The sequence below is a fragment of the Lysobacter oculi genome, from assembly GCF_003293695.1.
GTDB lineage: Bacteria > Pseudomonadota > Gammaproteobacteria > Xanthomonadales > Xanthomonadaceae > Solilutibacter > Solilutibacter oculi.
Map to the genome: position 1 here is coordinate 1,238,602 of NZ_CP029556.1, position 16,516 is coordinate 1,255,117.

Genomic DNA, 16,516 nt, shown 5'->3' on the forward strand with positions numbered 1-16,516 from the left:
GCTGGTGCGTAAAATGCCTGCGATGAACACACGTTACAACGCCGCCGACATCGAAGTCCTCTCCGGCCTGGACCCGGTCAAACGCCGCCCCGGCATGTACACCGACACCAGCCGGCCCAACCATCTGGCGCAGGAAGTCATCGACAACGCGGTGGACGAGGCCCTGGCCGGCCACGCCAGCCGCATCGACGTCACCCTGTATGCCGACGGCAGCTGCGAGGTCGCCGACGACGGCCGCGGCATGCCGGTCGACATCCACCCGGAAGAAGGCATCCCCGGCGTCGAGCTGATCCTCACCCGGCTGCATGCCGGCGGCAAGTTCAGCAACCGCAACTACACGTTCTCCGGCGGCCTGCACGGCGTCGGCGTCAGCGTGGTCAACGCGCTGTCGAGCCGCGTGGACGTCTTCATCAAGCGCGACGGCAACGAGTACCGGATGGGCTTCGCGCATGGCGACCGCACCTCGCCGCTGGAAATCGTCGGCAATGTAGGGAAGAAGAACACCGGCACCCGCCTGCGTTTCTGGCCGGAACCGGGCTATTTCGACACCCCGAAATTCGCCCTGCGCGCGCTCAAGCACCTGCTGCGCGCCAAGGCCGTGCTCTGCCCGGGCCTGACCGTCACCCTGTTCGACGAGGCCAGCGGCGAACGCGCCGAGTGGTTCTACCAAGACGGCCTGCGTGACTACCTCAAGGGCGAACTGGCCCAGACCGAGGCGCTGCCGCCGGAGCTGTTCGTCGGCCAGCTGAAGAAGGACACCGAGATCGTCGACTGGGCGGTGGCCTGGATTCCCGACGGCGAACTGGTGCAGGAGAGCTACGTCAACCTGATCCCGACCGCGCAGCACGGCACCCACGTCAACGGCCTGCGCTCCGGCCTGACCAACGCGCTGCGCGAGTTCTGCGACTTCCGCAACCTGCTGCCGCGCGGCGTGAAGCTGGCGCCCGAGGACGTCTGGGACCGCGTCGCCTTCGTGCTCAGCCTGAAGATGCAGGAGCCGCAGTTCTCCGGGCAGACCAAGGAGCGCCTGAGTTCGCGGCAGGCGGCCGGTTTCATCGAATCCGCCGCGCACGATGCTTTCTCGCTCTGGCTCAACACGCATACCGAATTCGGCGAGAAGATCGCCCAGCTCGCCATTGAACGCGCCTCAGCCCGCCTCAAGACCGAGAAGCAGATCGTCCGCAAGAAGGTGACGCAGGGCCCGGCCCTGCCCGGCAAGCTGGCCGACTGCATTTCGCAGGACCTGTCGCGCACCGAGCTGTTCCTGGTCGAAGGTGATTCCGCCGGCGGCAGCGCCAAGCAGGCGCGCGACAAGGACTTCCAGGCGATCCTCCCGCTGCGCGGCAAGATCCTCAATACCTGGGAAGTGGGCAGCGGCCAGGTGCTGGCGTCGACCGAAGTGCATGATCTGGCCGTCGCCATCGGCTGCGACCCGGGCAAGGACGATCTCTCCGGCCTGCGCTACGGCAAGGTGGTGATCCTGGCCGACGCCGACAGCGACGGCCTGCACATCGCGACCCTGCTCACCGCCCTCTTCCTCAAGCATTTCCCGTCGCTGGTCGCCGCCGGCCACGTGTTCGTGGCGATGCCGCCGCTGTTCCGTGTCGATGTCGGCAAGCAGGTGTTCTACGCGCTGGACGAGGAAGAAAAGCGCCTGCTGCTGGAGAAGATCGAGCGCGAAAAGATGAAGGGCGCGCTCGCGATCACCCGCTTCAAGGGGCTGGGCGAGATGAATCCGCAGCAGCTTCGCGAATCCACCATCCATCCCGATACGCGCCGCCTGGTGCAGCTGACCAACGAGGACGATGGCGAAACCCGCGGCCTGATGGACATGCTGCTGGCGAAGAAGCGCGCTTCCGACCGCAAGGCATGGCTGGAGCAGAAGGGCGACCTGGCCACGCTGGAAGTCTGAGCGCCGCAGCCCTCAGACCGGGCGCCCAAACCGGGCGCCGTGTTCACCCCGCCAACGCCGCCTCGATCATCGCGGCGATCACCGGCTGCAGGCGTGCGGCCTTGGCGTCATCCCAACGCGCCGCGTCTTCGTCCATGTAGCAGCGCTGGCTGATCTCCAGCTGGATCGCTTCCACGCCGTCATCGGGCCGGCCGTAATGGCGGGTGATGTGGCCGCCCTTGAAGCGTCCGTTGGCGACGAAGCCGTAATCGTCCTGCCCGGCCAGCACCGCTTCGATGCGCGCCTGCGTATCCGGCCGGCAGCTGGCGCCGTTGGCGGTGCCGAGGTTGAGGTCGGGCAGCCGGCCTTCGAACAGGAACGGCAGCTCGCCCTTGATCGAATGCGCCTCCCACAGCAGCACGCGGCCATGCTCGGCACGCAGGCGAGCGATCTCGTCGCGCAGCGCCTCGTGGTACGGGCGCCAGTAGGTGTCGACGCGCTGGCGGACTTCGGCTTCGTCCGGTTCGCGGCCGGGCTGGTAGACCGCCTCGCCCGTGAACTGCACCAGCGGGCACAGGCCGGTGGTGTTCTGGCCGGGATAGAGCGAGATGTCATCCTCGCCGCGGTTGAGGTCGATGACGTAGCGCGAATAACGCGGCACCAGCATCGACGCGCCCATCCCGCGGGCAAAGGCGTACAGGCGTGCGATGTACCAGTCGGTGTCGGGCGCGGTGAGTGCGCTCGACACCAGCCGGCCGGCGATTCCATCGGGAATCAGGCTGCCGTCGTGCGGCGCGCTGATCAGCAGCGGCGTGGTGCCGCGATGCAGGCTGTAAGTGTCCATGCCGCCAGTCTAGCGCCGGCGACATGGACGGCTCGCGCTCAGGCGGCGCGGCAGGTATTGATGCCGAACAGGCGGTAAAGGCCGCAGAAACGGAACAGGCCGGTGGCGATAGCGACGAGGCCGGCGACCAGCGCCACGTATTTCCACGGCGCGGCGACGACGAAGAACAGCGCGACCAGTACCAGGCCGAGCACGATGCGGATGATGCGGTCGGTCGAACCCACGTTGGCTTGCATGGCACGCTCCTCTGGATGGCGGATGCGGCCACCATGCGCCCGCCGGCGGGCTCAGATCAAGACCAGTTCCTCGGCGCTGGTCGGGTGGATGGCGAGCGTGTCGTGCAGGTCGCGGCGGGTCATGCCCATCCGCATCGCCACCGCGAAGCCCTGCAGGATCTCGTCGCTGCCCGGGCCGACCATGTGCAGGCCGACGACTTTTTCCTCCGGGCCCACGCAGACCAGCTTGTACAGGAAGCGCCGGTGGCCGTCGGAGAGCGACTGCAGCATCGGGCGGAAGTCGGCGCGATAGACCTTGACCGCATCGCCATGCGCCTCGCGCGCGTCGGCTTCGGACAGGCCCACGGTCGCCAGCGGCGGATGCGTGAACACCACGGTCGGCAGCTGCGAGACATCGACCCGTGCATCGGCCTGGCCGCCGTACAGGCGATCCATCAGGCGCCGGGCGGCGGCGATTGCCATCGGCGTCAACGCCGGCTGCGGGGTGACATCGCCCACCGCGAAGACATCGCTACGCGAGGTCGCCTGCCATTCGTCGATCACCACCTGCCCGCGTGCATTGCAGGCGATGCCGGCTTCCTGCAGCCCCAGCCCTGCGGTATTGGGCCCGCGCCCGGTCGCGAACAGCACATGGTCGAACGGCCCGTGCGCGACATCGCCCAAGGTCATCACGCGGATGTCGCCGGGCGTGCCTTCCAGCGCCGCCACCTTGCAGTCGAAGTGAAGGGTGATGCCATCCTCGGCGAAGGCTTCGGCCAGCTTGCCGGTGACCTCGTCGTCGAAGGCCTGCAGCAGGTGGCCGTGCCGCGCGAACAGCTCGACGTGGCTGCCGAGCGCATGCAGCACGCTGGCCAGTTCCACGCCGATGTAGCCCGCGCCGATGATCGCCACGCGCTTCGGCGGCGAGGTCATGGCGAAGAAGTCATCGGACACGCCACCGAGTTCGGCGCCGGGGATATCCGGCCGGATCGGGTGCCCGCCGGTGGCGAGCAGGATGCGTCCGGCACGCAGCAGGCCATCGTCCGTGCGCACTTCGCCGGGCTGCGCGGTGAGCGCCCCACGTTGCGCGATCACGGTGACGCCGCCTGCTTCCAGCTTGCGGCGATAGGACGCGTGGATGTTGTCGATGTAGGCCGCGCGGTGCCGCAGCAGCACGTTCCAGTCCAGCGGCGTGTCGTCCGGCACGGCGAAACCGAGCGCGCGCGCCGCCGCCAGCTGTTCGCCGGCATCGGCCGCCAGCCACATCGCCTTCTTCGGCACGCAGCCGGCGTTGACGCAGGTGCCGCCGAGTGCGTCGGGCTCCAGCAGCGCGACCTTCGCGCCATGGCTGGCCGCGCGGAACGCACCGCCCAGCCCGCCGCTGCCGCCACCGATGACGATCAGGTCGAAGTCGCGGTCGTGACGGGTCATTCAAACCTCCCGGGGTCGAACGGTGCGGGGTCGATCGCGGGCGCGCGGCCGGTCATCAGGTCGGCCAGCATCTGCCCGGTGCCGGCGCTCATCCCCATCCCCATCATCCCGTGGCCCGTCGCCAGCCAACCATGCGCACGACCGGGGATGCGCCCGATCAGCGGCACGTCGTCGAGCGACATCGGCCGCCAGCCGAACCAGCGTTCGCGTACCACCGGGCCGACCGGATGGTGCAGGAATTCGGCGGCGCCGCGTTCAAGCGCAGCCAGGCGGCGCTCGTTGAGGCGGTCGTCGTAACCGGAAAATTCCATGGTGCTGCCGAGCCGGTAACCGCTTCCCCATGCGGTCACGCAGACCGAGCGGTCACGCAGGATCAGCGGGCGCTTGGGCACCAGCAGCGGCGCATCATAGGTGATCGAATAGCCCTTGCCGGGCTGGATGATGCCGCGCAGCCAGCGCGCGCCCACCGCGTCCGCCAGCCGCGGCGACCACGCGCCGGCGGCCAGCACGAATTCATCACATCGCACAGCCCCCTGCGTCGTATGCGCGAAGCAGCCTGCGCCGTCTTCCTCCACGCCGGTCAGCGCGCATTGCTCGGTGATCTCGCCGCCGCGCGCCCGCACCACGCCGGCGAGCGCGCGCACGTAGGCGTCGGGACGGAACATGGCGTCGCCGGTGAAACGCATCGCAGCGACGACACCCGGCTTGACCGCCGGTTCCTGGCGCTCGTAGCGGCTGCCATCGATCATGTCGATGTCGATGCCGAGTTCACGCAGCAGCGGGATTTCGTGCTGTTCCTCGTCGAACATCTGTTGCGAGCGGAACACATAGTCCTCGCCGCTTTCGAAGAACTCGCAGGCCAGCCCGTGCTGCCCCACCCAGTCCTGCACGCGCTGGCGCGAATCCTGCAGCAGTGCGTACTTGGCGAAGGCGCTGCGGCGCCAGTCGCGCGCGTTGCAGCGCAGCCCGAAGCGCAACAGCCACTGCCACAGGCGCAGGTCCATGCGCGGGTGGACATATAAAGGCGCATCCGGCGTCCACATCCAGCGCAAGGCCTTGGCCACCGTGCCCGGCGCGGCCAGCGGCGGCGCGTGGCTGGGGGTCAGCGTGCCGCAGTTGCCGTGCGAGGCCCCGCCGCCGATGCGCCCCGCATCGATGACCCGGACCTGGCGGCCCGCTTCCAGCAGGGCCAGCGCGGTGGACAGGCCGATGACCCCGCCGCCCGCGATCAGAACTTCAGACTTGGCATCCATCCGCGCAGTGTAGCGAGCCGGGACATCCCGCCGGTTTGCGCAGATGCCCGGTATCACGGGCCTCGCACGCCATGAATGGGGGATTTTGAATAGGCAATTTCGGCCACGAAAACCACGCGATATCGGCCGCATTGCACCGCAGCATGACAATTTCGTTAAAGCCATTTCTATTCCGCCAATCTTGGTCTGCAGCACCGCTTTGGTGAGGCCGCCCAGGCCAGCGGACGTGACCTGCATGGATGCAGGGGTAAGCCCCCATCGCCCGCGCCCCATCCACATACGCCACGGGAAACACACACATGTCATCGCAAGTCCGCCTTCTGAGTGCGGCCGTTGTCGCCGTACTCGCTGTTTCCGCTTCAAGCTTCGCTGTCGGTGCCGGCAGTTCTTCCCACAGCCGCGCGCAGACCCTGATCCAGGGCAACCCCGGCTGGGCCAATGCCGTCGCCGGCGACGCCTTCGCCGCGCGCGCCTCCGCCGTCGACCGCGACGGCACCGAGCATGTCCGCTTCGAGCGCACCTATCGCGGCCTGCCGGTGATCGGCGGCGACGTGGTCGTGCACTCCAAGGGCGGCAACCTGAAGAGCATGACCCAGCTCATCAACAACATGGGCCGCCCGGGCACCAACGCCAAGATCGGTGCCGATGCGGCCATCGTCGCGGCCGGCGTGGACTTCGGCGACGGGTTCAGTGGCAAGCCGAGCGCGCGCAAGGTCGTGTACGCCATGTACGCCAAGCCGACCCTGGCCTGGGAAGTGGTGATGAACGGCACCCGCGCCGACCAGACGCCGACCGAGATGCACTACTTCGTCGATGCCAACAACGGCAGCGTGCTGGATGCCTGGGACATGGTCCACAGCGCCTCGGCCACCGGCACCGGCAAGACCATCGGCCTGGGTGATGTCGCCATCACCACCAACTCGGTGACCGGCGGCTACCAGCTGCTCGACCCCGACCGCGGCAACGGCTCCACGCTCGACTCCAAGGGCGCCAGCTACACCTCGGCCGCCGGCAGCGCCACGCTGTTCACCGACACCGACAACGTCTGGGGCAACAACACCAACAGCGACCGCGCCTCCGCCGCCGCCGAAGCCCATTACGGCGTCGCCATGACCTGGGACTTCTACAAGAACACCTTTGGCCGCAACGGCATCTTCAACGACGGCAAGGGCGTGAAGAGCTACGTCCACACCGGCAGCAACTGGGTCAACGCGGTGTGGTACGGCAACAACATGTACTACGGCGATGGCGATGCCACCACCTACCTGCCGCTGACCGTGCTCGACGTGGCCGGCCACGAGATGAGCCACGGCGTCGCGCAGGCGACTTCCGGCCTGGCCTACTCCGGCGACATGGGCGGCCTGAACGAAGGCAACTCGGACATCTTCGGCACGCTGGTGGAGTTCTACGCCAACACCCGAGCGACCCGGGCGACTACCTGATCGGCGAGAAGATCTACAAGTCCAACCCGACCGGCACCAAGGCCCTGCGCGTGATGTTCAAGCAGAACCTGGATGGCGCGTCCTACGTCTGCTACCCGAGCCGTGGCTTCCGCCGCGAAGACCCGCACTACACCTCGGGCGTCGCCAACCGCTTCTTCTACCTGCTGGCGGAAGGCGCCGTGGTCCCGGCCGGCTTCGGCAGCGGCACCCGCTACAACCTGACCAAGGCCTCGCTGGTCTGCAACGGCAACACCAACCTGGCCGGCATCGGCCGCGCCAAGGCCGGCGCCATCTGGTACCGCGCGCTGGACCTCTACTTCACCTCCAGCACCAAGTACCCGAGCGCCCGCCTGGCCACGCTCAACGCCGCCCGTGACCTCTACGGCAGCGGTTCGCCGGAATACAACGCCGTCGCCGCCGCGTGGAGCGCCGTGTCGGTCAACTGATCCCCTGCTCCAGCGTCAATTTGCGGCCCGCGCAAGCGGGCCGTCTTTTTTGGTCTGGATGCGACGGCGGTCCGGGCATCAAAAAAGCCCGCTTGCGCGGGCTTTTCTTTGTCGATGCCGAGCGGGCGATCAGTGCTCGTGGCCACCTTCGCCGTGCACGTGGCCGTGCTCCAGTTCCTCGGCGCTGGCTTCGCGCACTTCGACGATCTCGATGTCGAAGGCGAGGTCCTTGCCGGCCATCGGGTGGTTCAGGTCCACATCGACCGTGGTCAGGCCCACCTTCTCGATGGTCACCGCGCGCGGGCCAAAGTTGGTGTTGAGGACCACCTGCATGCCCGGCTCCAGCTGCGTGCCCTGGAAGTGCTTCTTGGGGATGCGCTGGGACAGGCCGTCGCGGCGCTCGCCATAGGCTTCGGCGGCCGGGACTTCGACGCTGAACTTCTCGCCGGCCTCGCGGCCTTCCATCGCCTTCTCCAGGCCGGGAATGATGTTGCCGTGGCCGATCAGCACCGCCAGCGGATCACGATCGTGCGAGTTTTCCACGGCCTCCTGGCCCTGTTCAGCCACGGAATAATGGAAGCGGACGGCGCGGTCTTTTTCAATCTTCATGAGGTACTCGCAGTAAACACTTGAAATTCAAGGAAGGATGGGTTCAAACTCGCGCCGTACCGGCCACAGGGGAACCGCGATGACCACGCATTATCCCGCCCGCAACGCCCGCATGCCAGCACGAATGTCCTGGCGCATCGTGGTGTTCGCGGGGATGCTGGCCGCCAGCCCCTTCGCCATGGCCGATGACGCCGGCCCCGCCACGGCCCAGCCGGCACCGGCGACGCCCCCCGCAGGCACCCGTGCCATGCAGGCCAACGACGTGCTGATCCGCGCGATCAGCCTGGTCGGCACACCTTATGTATGGGGCGGCAACACCCCGGAAAGCGGCTTCGACTGCAGCGGGCTGGTCAATTACGTCTTCCGCGACATGCTCAACCTGCGCCTGCCGCGGACCTCCCGCGAGCTGTCCGCGCTGTCCTCGCCCGAAGTCGATACCAGCCGGCTCGCCACCGGCGACCTGGTCTTCTTCGCGTCCGGTGGCGTGGTCACCCATGTCGGCATCTATGTCGGCGACGGCCGCTTCATCCATGCCCCGCGCACCGGTGGCGTGGTCCGGCTGGAGCGGCTGGACGGCCAGTACTGGCAGAATCGTTACGCGGGTGCCCGACGGGTGCTGGCGGGCCTGTGATGCGAAGGCCGCGTGAGCGCGAAGTGATGCGGATGTGACTCCCGAAACGTTAATTCGTGCATTCAGTCGCAGGATTTAACCACTTTCTAACGAAATCCGAACATTCTCTGCCGTCTGGACGGGCAAACTCACCGCTGGTTTAGCACAGTGAAGACCGCGTGATGAAGTTAGAGCTTCTCCACGGCCGCTCCGGCGCCCCGATCCGCTCCACCCATTTCAAGAAAATCCAGCTCTCCAGCCTCCTGCTCCTGGCCGCCCTATCGGCGCCGGCGCTGGCTGAAACCGATCTTCCGGCCGTACGCAGCACCGATGTGCAGACGCTCGGCGCCGCCACCGGCAGCACCTCCGTGCTGGCCGGCTTCGACAGCTCCGCGATCCCGCAGAACACCTCGCTGATGCCGTCCGGCCCGGCGCCCGCCCTGTCCGCCGACACAGGCGAGAACAGCCGCATCCAGAAGCTCCTCAAGCGCGCGCTGGCCCTGCTCGGCACGCCGTACCGCTGGGGCGGCACCACCACCTCCGGCTTCGACTGCAGCGGCCTGGTGGGCTACGTCTTCCGCACCGCCCTCGGCATCGAGCTGCCGCGCGTCTCGCGCGAGATGGCCACCCGCGGCGAAAGCATCAAGCGCGACCAGCTGGCCGAAGGCGATCTGGTGTTCTTCAGCCGCGGCAAGGCGGTGGACCACGTCGGCATCTACATCGGCAACGGACAGTTCGTGCATGCGCCCCGCACCGGCCGCGATGTCAGCGTCTCCAAGCTGGAAGGCTACTGGTCCCAGCACTTCGTGTCGGCGCGCCGCGTCTCCGGGATCTGATTCCCCCATCGCGCTGAAACGGAAAGGCCGCCCCAGGGCGGCCTTTTCCATGGCGATGGCCGGGCAGCCTAGGCTTCTTCCGCGTCCCGGTAGCGCTCGATGGTCTGCTCGATGCCCTTGCTCAGGTCCATCACCTTCAACGCGTAATCGGCCAGGCGGCGGTCCTCTTCGGTTTCCTGGGTGAGCGGCGGCACCGGCGTCGGCTTGCCGTCCACCCCGTCCAGCGCCACGAAGACGATGACGCAGTGCGTGCACAGTCGGTCGTTGCCGCCCATCGGGTCGCGGGCGTTGACGTCCACCGCGAAGTGCATCGAACTGCTGCCGGTATAGACCAGCTTGGCGGTGATGGTGACCAGGTCGCTGGTGCGGATCGGCGCGACGAAGCGGATGCCGCCGACCGCCACCGTGACGCTGTACTTGCCGCTCCAGCCGACCGCGGCGGCATAACCGGCCTGGTCGATCCACTTCATCACGATGCCGCCGTGCACCTTGCCGCCGTAATTGACGTCGGTGGGCTCGGCGAGGAAGCGCAGGTTGAGTTCGCGCTGCTTTCCGCTCATGTCGTCGCGCTCCCGGTGATCAGAACGAGCGACCGTCGACCGGCCTGCGCTTGATCGCGTCCAGATCGACATCCTCAAGGCAGCGCACGTTGACCGCCACGGTCTCCTCGCCATCCTTGCCCTTGCCGAAACCGAACGGCGCGCAGCCGCAGGTCGGGCAGAACTTGTGCTGGATGACATGCTGGTTGAAGGTGTAGGTCGACAGCGCATCCTCGCCCGACTCGAACTTCAACGCATCGCGCGGCACGAACCACAGCAGGTAGCCCTTGCGCTGGCAATGCGAGCAGTTGCATTCCATCATCGCCGGGATCTCGCCGGCGTCCAAGGTGTAGCGGGTCTGGCCGCAATGACAGCTGCCCTTGTGCATGTGTCGTTCTCCGCTGGGATGGGTCGATGTTGGCTGCGGCGACATTAACACCGCGTCGGTGGCGCGCCGGCTCGCCTAAACTAGGCCGATGCCCTACACCCCGATCATCGGCACCCTCGGCTACATCCTCTCGCCCGACCGCAGCCAGGTGTTGATGGTGCATCGGAACGCGCGCGCGGATGACGAACACCTCGGCAAGTACAACGGCCTCGGCGGAAAACTCGAAGCCGACGAGGACGTGATGGCCGGCATGGTCCGCGAGATCCGCGAGGAAGCCGGCATCGAATGCACCGCGCTCGAGCTGCGCGGCACGGTCAGCTGGCCCGGCTTCGGCAAGCACGGCGAGGACTGGCTCGGCTTCGTCTTCCTGATCACCGCCTTTGAAGGCGAGCCCTACGCGGAAAACCCCGAAGGCCCGCTGGAATGGGTGCCGCTGGAGCGTCTGCACGAACTGCCGATGTGGGAAGGCGACCGCTATTTCCTGCCGCTGGTATTCGATGGCGATGCACGGCCGTTCCACGGCGTGATGCCGTACAAGGACGGCCGCCCGGTGCGCTGGAGCTTCAGCCGGCTCTGAACCGGCCGTGCCGCGAAACCTCAGCCGAGGTCGCGGCCTTCGGCTTCGGGTTGCTCGAGCACTTCCAGCAGGCGCAGTTCGGACGTCTTGCCGCCCGGCATCGGCCACTGGATGGTCTGGCCCACGCGCAGGCCGAGCAGCGCACTACCGACCGGCGCGAGGATGGAGATGCTCTCAGGCTGGCCGGCCTGCTGCGGATAGACCAGGGTGAGCTCGAAGGTCTTGCCCGAAGCGTCCTCGATGAACTTGACCTTCGAATTCATCGTGGCCACTTCGCGCGGGATCTCACGCGGCTCCACCACGGTGGCGCGCTCCAGCTCCACGCGCAGCGCATCCAGCCCCGGCAGGCTGCGCACGGCGCGCGAATCGAGCAGCGCCTCCAGGCGATCGCAATCAACGCGGGTGATGAGGATGGGGGGCAACGTGGACAAGTGCGTACTCCGAAGGCATGGGCGAAACGGCCAATGTCGCATCTTTGCCCGTTAATGCAAGCTCAGCGCAGCTGCGAATCCTTGCTGCCGCGGCGGTTGTAGCCGGAAAAACCGGCCTCTTCCGCGTCATGCGCCTCCTGGCAGGGCACGCACAGGCGCACGCCGGGCACGGCCTTGCGCCGTGCCTCCGGGATCTCCGCATCGCATTCCTCGCAATGCTTCAGGCTTTCGCCCTGCGGCAACTGGCTGCGGACGCGTTTGATCGCGTCCTTGATGGTGGCGTCGATCTGGTCCTGCACCGCGCCATCGCCGGCCCATCCGGTCGCCATCCTTACTCCGTGAATTCCTTGATGTCGCCCGGGCGGCGCAGCATCTTGTTGACCTCGTCGGCGTGCAGTTCCTCGCCTTCGATCATCTGCCGGGCGTATTCCTCCAGCAGCACCGACTTGCCTTCGACCAAGTCCAGCAGCGCGTAATAGGCCTTGAGCGCCTTTTCCTCGTGCGCCAGGCTTTCGCGCAGCATGTCGCCGATGTCGTGCTGTTCGGTTTCCAGCAGCGGCCCGATCTTCAGCGACGGGTGGCCGCCGAGCAGCGTCACCAGTTCACCGGCCTTGTGCGCGTGCGCCAGCGATTCGTCGGCATTCGACTTCATCCACGACACGATCGGGATGCGCCCGTAGCCGTAGACCATCAGCGAGTAGTGCGTGTAGCGGACCACGCCGGCCAGTTCCAGCTCCATGATGGTGTTGAGCGTGTCGATGGCCTGCTGCTTGATGGCGGGGTCGATGGTGCGGCTCATGGCGGTCTCCTTGCGCATTTATGGCTGAATTCAAGCCGATTATGCGTGGCCTCAGCGTGAGGTGCCGGAATGCGAATCGACCTCGATTCCCACATTGGTCGATGCGGCTTCGTAGATGCCGCGATCGAGCATCCCGGTCTCCTTCGCCACCAGCACCGGTACCAGCACCTGGCCGGTGACGTTGGTCATCGTGCGCATCATGTCCAGCACGCGGTCGATGGCGTACAGGTAGCCGATCGCGGCCAAGGGCAACTCCGCCGCGGTCAGCACGACTGTTGCCATCACCACCGCAGTGCCGGGCACGCCGGCGGTACCGAAGCTGCCTAGCACCGAAGCGATCGCAATGATTACGTACTGCGTCGTCGACAACTCGGTGCCGGTGTACTGCGCGATGAATACCGCAGCCAGCGCCGGATAGATGGCTCCACAACCGTCCATCTTGATCGTCGCCCCGAGCGGCACCGAGAAACTCGCGTAATCCTTGTTGACACCCAGATTGTGGATGGCCGAACGCAGCGACACCGGCATGGCCGCGAAGCTGGACGATGCGACGAAGCCGACCTCCATCGCAGGCGCGGCACCACGGAAGAACTTGAGCGGATTGAGCCCATGCACCAGCAGCAGGCCGCTGTAGACCACGAGGATGTGGAAGGCACACGCGGCGTACAGCGCCAGCACGAACTGCAGGAGCGGCCGCAGTTGTTCGAACCCGTAACCACCGACCAGTGCCGCGATCAGGCCGAACGTGCCGATAGGCGTGAACTCCAGCACGAAACGCGTGACCTGAATCATCGTGTCGCTCGCTTCGCCGACCAGTTTGCGCAGGCCTGCGGTCCTTTCACCCAGCTTCACCAGCGCGAATCCGAGCAATCCGGCGAAGAAGATCACCTGCAGCACCGTACCGTTGCGCGGCACGAGCACCCGCATGCCATCGGCGGTGCGGCTGCCGGAAGCACCCGCAAGCGCGGCAAACGGGTTGGACGGCACGATATTGAGCAGCATGTCGAGGATGCCGGGAACCTCCTTCTCTTTGTATTCGGAGGCGACCTGCAGCACGCCCACCCCTAGGCCCGGCTTGAAGAGTAGGCCGGCAGCCAGACCCACCATCACCGCCAGCACCGCGGTCAGCGCGAACCACAGGAAAGTGCGCCCGGCCAGCGCGGCGATCGACTTCTGCCCGGCCAACGCCGACACCGCGTTGATCACGGCGAAGAACACCAGCGGCACCGCGATCATCATGATCAGGTTGACGTAGACGTCGCCCAGCGGCCCAAACCATTTTTCCGCATTCGGCCCGAACAACCAGCCCGCCAACGCACCCAGCACGAAGCCGAGCAGCACGCGCTTCCAGAACTTGATGCGGAACCAACCCTCGATCATCGGAACTTCCCGGCAGGCAATCGGGGGACGATACCGCAGCGGGCGAAGTGCCACAAAGCCCGCGCATAATGGCCGTTCCACGTTATTTCCCCCTGTGACGATGCCCGCGATCCGACATCTCCCCGCCCTCCTCGCTTCCTGTTCCGTGCTGCTGCTCGGCGCCTGCGCCACCAGTGGCAACGCGCCGCCTGCCGCGTCTTCGTATGAGGTCGATGTGCCTTCGATCCAGCGCCCGGCGGGTGAAAGCCCGGCGTGGTGGTTCCGCAACGGCGCGGCCCAGGCCGCCAGCCGTGGCGCGATGGCCGGCCGCGCGAAGAACCTGATCCTCTTCGTCGGCGATGGCATGAGCCTTCCGACCGTCGCTGCCGCCCGCATCCTGGAAGGCCAGCGCGCCGGCCGCCCGGGCGAGGAACAGAAGCTGGCCTGGGAGGAATTCCCGGCCACCGCGCTCAGCCGCACCTACAACACCGATTCGCAGACGCCGGATTCCGCCGGCACCATGTCGGCGATGGCGACCGGAGTGAAAACCCGGCTCGGCGTGCTGTCCATCGGCCAGCAGGTGCCGCGTGGCGACTGCGCCGCCGGCCGCGCCACGCCGATGCTGAGCCTGTGGGAACTCGCCGCCGCCAGCGGCATGGCGACCGGCGTGGTCACCACCACCCGCGTCACCCACGCCACGCCGGGCGCGACGTTCTCGCATTCGGCCGACCGCAACTGGGAGAACGACAGCGACCTGCCCGCCGACGCCAGGGCCGCCGGCTGCATCGACATCGCGCGGCAGATCGTGGAATCGGATTTCGGCAACGGCCCGGACGTGCTGATGGGCGGCGGCCGCAAGAGCTTCTTCGGCACCGACCAGCGCGACCCGGAATACGACGACAAGGTCGGTGAGCGCCTCGACGGCCGCGACCTGATCGCCGAATGGAAGAACCGGCACCCGGAAGGCGCCTACGTCTGGAATGCGAAGCAACTGGCCGAAGCCCCGGCCGACGCGCCGCTGCTCGGCCTCTTCGAGCCCGACCACATGCAGTTCGAGCACGACCGCCCGCAGGATGCCGGCGGCGAGCCTTCGCTGGCGGACATGACCCGCGCCGCCATCGCCCGCCTCAAGCACAACCCGAACGGCTATGTATTGCTGGTGGAAGGCGGCCGCATCGACCACGCGCACCACGCCGGCAACGCGTTCCGTGCGCTGACCGACACCATCGCGCTGTCCGATGCGGTGCGTGCCGCCACCGAAGCCACCGACGCCGCCGACACGCTGGTGCTGGTCACCGCCGACCACGCGCACGTGATGAGCTTCGTCGGCTATCCGGCGCGCGGCAACCCGATCCTCGGCAAGGTCAAGGGCGGCAGCGGCGAAGACGGCGACCCGGCCCAGTACGCCCGCGATGCCACCGGCCTGCCCTACACCACGCTCAACTACACCAACGGCCCCGGCTACGTCGGCGCCACCGACCAGCAGGCGGAAGGCCCGAAGAACGCGCGCACCGAATCCAGCGGCTGGCAGCAGGCCGAAAAAGGCCGGCCCGATCTGAGCGACATCGACACCGAACACCCGGACTACCTGCAGGAAGCGATGTTCCCGCTGCGCTCGGAAACCCATGGCGGCGATGACGTCGGCGTGTGGGCGCGCGGCCCGGGCAGCGGCGCGGTTCGCGGCAGCGTGGAGCAGAACACCGTCTTCCACTTCCTGCTGCAGGCCAATCCGCGCCTGCGAAAAGTGTTGTGCGATGCCGGCTACTGCAACGCGCAGGGCGTACCGGTGGCGTTGCCGGACCCGAAGCGTTTCGAGGCGCCGGCCAAGCGCTGATGCCCTTTCGGACGATGCCGGCCCGCGCCGACATCGCCCATGCTGGCCGTCTTTCACATTCCCCTAGCGTGCCGGGGGGATGATTGTTGCGTTGCACAAAAGGAGTTTCCGCATGAACAACCAACTCAACGGCAAGGTCTGCGTGGTCACCGGCGCGGCCAGCGGCATCGGCAAGCGCATCGCCGAGGTCTATGCCCAGGCCGGCGGCAAAGTGGTCATCGCCGACCTCAAGCTGGAGGCCGCCGAGGCGGTCGCCGGGGAGATCCGCCAGGCCGGCGGCGAGGCACTGGCGGTGGCGATGGATGTCACCGACGAGCAGCAGGTCATCGATGGCATGGCCAAGGCGGTGGCGACCTTCGGCCAGGTCGACGTGCTCGTGTCGAACGCCGGCATCCAGATCATCAACAAGATCACCGATTTCTCGCTGGCCGACTGGAAGAAGATGCTGGCGATCCATTGCGACGGCGCCTTCCTCACCACCCGCGAGGCGATGCGCGACATGGAGAAGCGCAAGGCACCGGGCGCGATCATCTACATGGGCAGCGTGCATTCGCACCTGGCCTCGCCGCTCAAGGCGCCCTACGTCACCGCCAAGCACGGCCTGCTGGGCCTGGCACGGGTGGTGGCGAAGGAAGGCGGGCCGCTCGGCATCCGCGCCAACGTGATCTGCCCGGGCTTCGTGCGCACGCCGCTGGTGGACAAGCAGATTCCCGAGCATTCGAAGGAGCTCGGCATCAGCGAGGAAGAGGTCGTGAAGAAGGTGATGCTGAAGGACACGGTGGATGGCGAGTTCACCACGGTGGACGATGTCGCCAACGTGGCGCTGATGCTGGCGGCGTTCGAGAGCAATGCGCTGACCGGCCAGAGCATCGTGGTGTCGCATGGGTGGTTCATGCAGTGATGGGGTTTCGGGGCGAACTGCTGGTTGCCCGATGGCGTCGTGGAGTGGCTTGCAACGGCGACAAGCTAAGTTCAGACACCCGGTAGGCCGTGGACCGAGGGCGGTTCGACG

General features: G+C 67.0%; 17 protein-coding genes and 1 pseudogene. 7 read left to right on the forward strand and 11 right to left on the reverse strand.

Translation table 11 applies throughout. From position 1 onward, the window contains the following. Positions 1-22: 22 nt before the first annotated feature. Positions 23-1,912, forward strand: a complete 1,890-nt coding sequence (gene parE, locus DCD74_RS05980) for a DNA topoisomerase IV subunit B (RefSeq protein WP_112926515.1) — start codon at positions 23-25, stop codon at positions 1,910-1,912. Between the two features lie 43 nt (positions 1,913-1,955). Here the strand turns inward: parE and hutG are convergent, their stop codons facing one another. Genes hutG through DCD74_RS06000 form a run of 4 tightly spaced genes read right to left on the reverse strand, consistent with a single transcriptional unit; the run spans position 1,956 to position 5,634 of the window. Next, on the reverse strand, positions 1,956-2,735 hold the full coding sequence (hutG, locus tag DCD74_RS05985; protein WP_112926516.1) for an N-formylglutamate deformylase: 780 nt from the start codon (positions 2,733-2,735) through the stop codon (positions 1,956-1,958). 38 nt (positions 2,736-2,773) lie between these two features. Next, on the reverse strand, positions 2,774-2,971 hold the full coding sequence (locus tag DCD74_RS05990; RefSeq protein ID WP_112926517.1) for a YgaP family membrane protein: 198 nt from the start codon (positions 2,969-2,971) through the stop codon (positions 2,774-2,776). A gap of 51 nt (positions 2,972-3,022) precedes the next feature. Continuing rightward, the gene (gorA, locus tag DCD74_RS05995) at positions 3,023-4,381 is read right to left on the reverse strand and encodes a glutathione-disulfide reductase (protein WP_112926518.1); all 1,359 of its coding nucleotides are present in this window, start codon (positions 4,379-4,381) and stop codon (positions 3,023-3,025) included. Then, complete coding sequence (locus DCD74_RS06000) at positions 4,378-5,634, reverse strand: NAD(P)/FAD-dependent oxidoreductase (protein ID WP_112926519.1); 1,257 nt, start codon at positions 5,632-5,634, stop codon at positions 4,378-4,380. The genes gorA and DCD74_RS06000 overlap by 4 nt, the downstream gene beginning before the upstream one ends. Before the next feature lie 299 nt (positions 5,635-5,933). Here DCD74_RS06000 and DCD74_RS06005 point away from each other — a divergent pair. Then, a pseudogene (locus tag DCD74_RS06005) lies at positions 5,934-7,522 on the forward strand (M4 family metallopeptidase). Between the two features lie 129 nt (positions 7,523-7,651). Here the strand turns inward: DCD74_RS06005 and DCD74_RS06010 are convergent. Further along, positions 7,652-8,131, reverse strand: a complete 480-nt coding sequence (locus DCD74_RS06010) for an FKBP-type peptidyl-prolyl cis-trans isomerase (protein WP_112926520.1) — start codon at positions 8,129-8,131, stop codon at positions 7,652-7,654. 112 nt (positions 8,132-8,243) lie between these two features. On the opposite strand from DCD74_RS06010, the gene DCD74_RS06015 reads away from it, so the two are divergent. Then, positions 8,244-8,762 (forward strand): C40 family peptidase, encoded by a 519-nt coding sequence (locus tag DCD74_RS06015; protein WP_112927695.1) that lies wholly within the window; start codon positions 8,244-8,246, stop codon positions 8,760-8,762. Positions 8,763-8,923: 161 nt separating this feature from the next. Next, positions 8,924-9,577 carry a C40 family peptidase gene (locus tag DCD74_RS06020; RefSeq protein WP_112926521.1) on the forward strand — a complete coding sequence of 218 codons (654 nt, stop codon included), beginning with the start codon at positions 8,924-8,926 and terminating at the stop codon, positions 9,575-9,577. 68 nt (positions 9,578-9,645) lie between these two features. Here DCD74_RS06020 and DCD74_RS06025 read toward each other — a convergent pair whose 3' ends face one another. Continuing rightward, complete coding sequence (locus DCD74_RS06025) at positions 9,646-10,137, reverse strand: acyl-CoA thioesterase (RefSeq protein ID WP_112926522.1); 492 nt, start codon at positions 10,135-10,137, stop codon at positions 9,646-9,648. A 19-nt stretch (positions 10,138-10,156) separates the two neighbouring features. Further along, a complete protein-coding gene (locus tag DCD74_RS06030) occupies positions 10,157-10,504 on the reverse strand; it encodes a GFA family protein (RefSeq protein ID WP_112926523.1) in 348 nt (115 codons plus the stop codon). An 88-nt stretch (positions 10,505-10,592) separates the two neighbouring features. On the opposite strand from DCD74_RS06030, the gene DCD74_RS06035 reads away from it, so the two are divergent. Continuing rightward, positions 10,593-11,081 carry an NUDIX hydrolase gene (locus tag DCD74_RS06035; RefSeq protein WP_112926524.1) on the forward strand — a complete coding sequence of 163 codons (489 nt, stop codon included), beginning with the start codon at positions 10,593-10,595 and terminating at the stop codon, positions 11,079-11,081. A gap of 20 nt (positions 11,082-11,101) precedes the next feature. Here DCD74_RS06035 and rnk read toward each other — a convergent pair whose 3' ends face one another. The 4 genes from rnk to DCD74_RS06055 are packed head-to-tail and all read right to left on the reverse strand — an operon-like array spanning position 11,102 to position 13,691. Next, positions 11,102-11,554, reverse strand: a complete 453-nt coding sequence (gene rnk, locus DCD74_RS06040) for a nucleoside diphosphate kinase regulator (protein ID WP_217424291.1) — start codon at positions 11,552-11,554, stop codon at positions 11,102-11,104. Between the two features lie 20 nt (positions 11,555-11,574). After that, on the reverse strand, positions 11,575-11,841 hold the full coding sequence (locus DCD74_RS06045; RefSeq protein ID WP_112926526.1) for a DksA/TraR family C4-type zinc finger protein: 267 nt from the start codon (positions 11,839-11,841) through the stop codon (positions 11,575-11,577). A 2-nt stretch (positions 11,842-11,843) separates the two neighbouring features. Beyond that, complete coding sequence (locus DCD74_RS06050) at positions 11,844-12,311, reverse strand: ferritin-like domain-containing protein (RefSeq protein WP_112927696.1); 468 nt, start codon at positions 12,309-12,311, stop codon at positions 11,844-11,846. A gap of 51 nt (positions 12,312-12,362) precedes the next feature. Then, positions 12,363-13,691 carry a dicarboxylate/amino acid:cation symporter gene (locus tag DCD74_RS06055; protein ID WP_112926527.1) on the reverse strand — a complete coding sequence of 443 codons (1,329 nt, stop codon included), beginning with the start codon at positions 13,689-13,691 and terminating at the stop codon, positions 12,363-12,365. A 100-nt stretch (positions 13,692-13,791) separates the two neighbouring features. On the opposite strand from DCD74_RS06055, the gene DCD74_RS06060 reads away from it, so the two are divergent. Further along, on the forward strand, positions 13,792-15,504 hold the full coding sequence (locus DCD74_RS06060) for an alkaline phosphatase (protein ID WP_112926528.1): 1,713 nt from the start codon (positions 13,792-13,794) through the stop codon (positions 15,502-15,504). A gap of 112 nt (positions 15,505-15,616) precedes the next feature. Then, the gene (locus DCD74_RS06065) at positions 15,617-16,405 is read left to right on the forward strand and encodes a 3-hydroxybutyrate dehydrogenase (RefSeq protein WP_112926529.1); all 789 of its coding nucleotides are present in this window, start codon (positions 15,617-15,619) and stop codon (positions 16,403-16,405) included. The last annotated feature ends 111 nt before the right edge of the window (positions 16,406-16,516 follow it).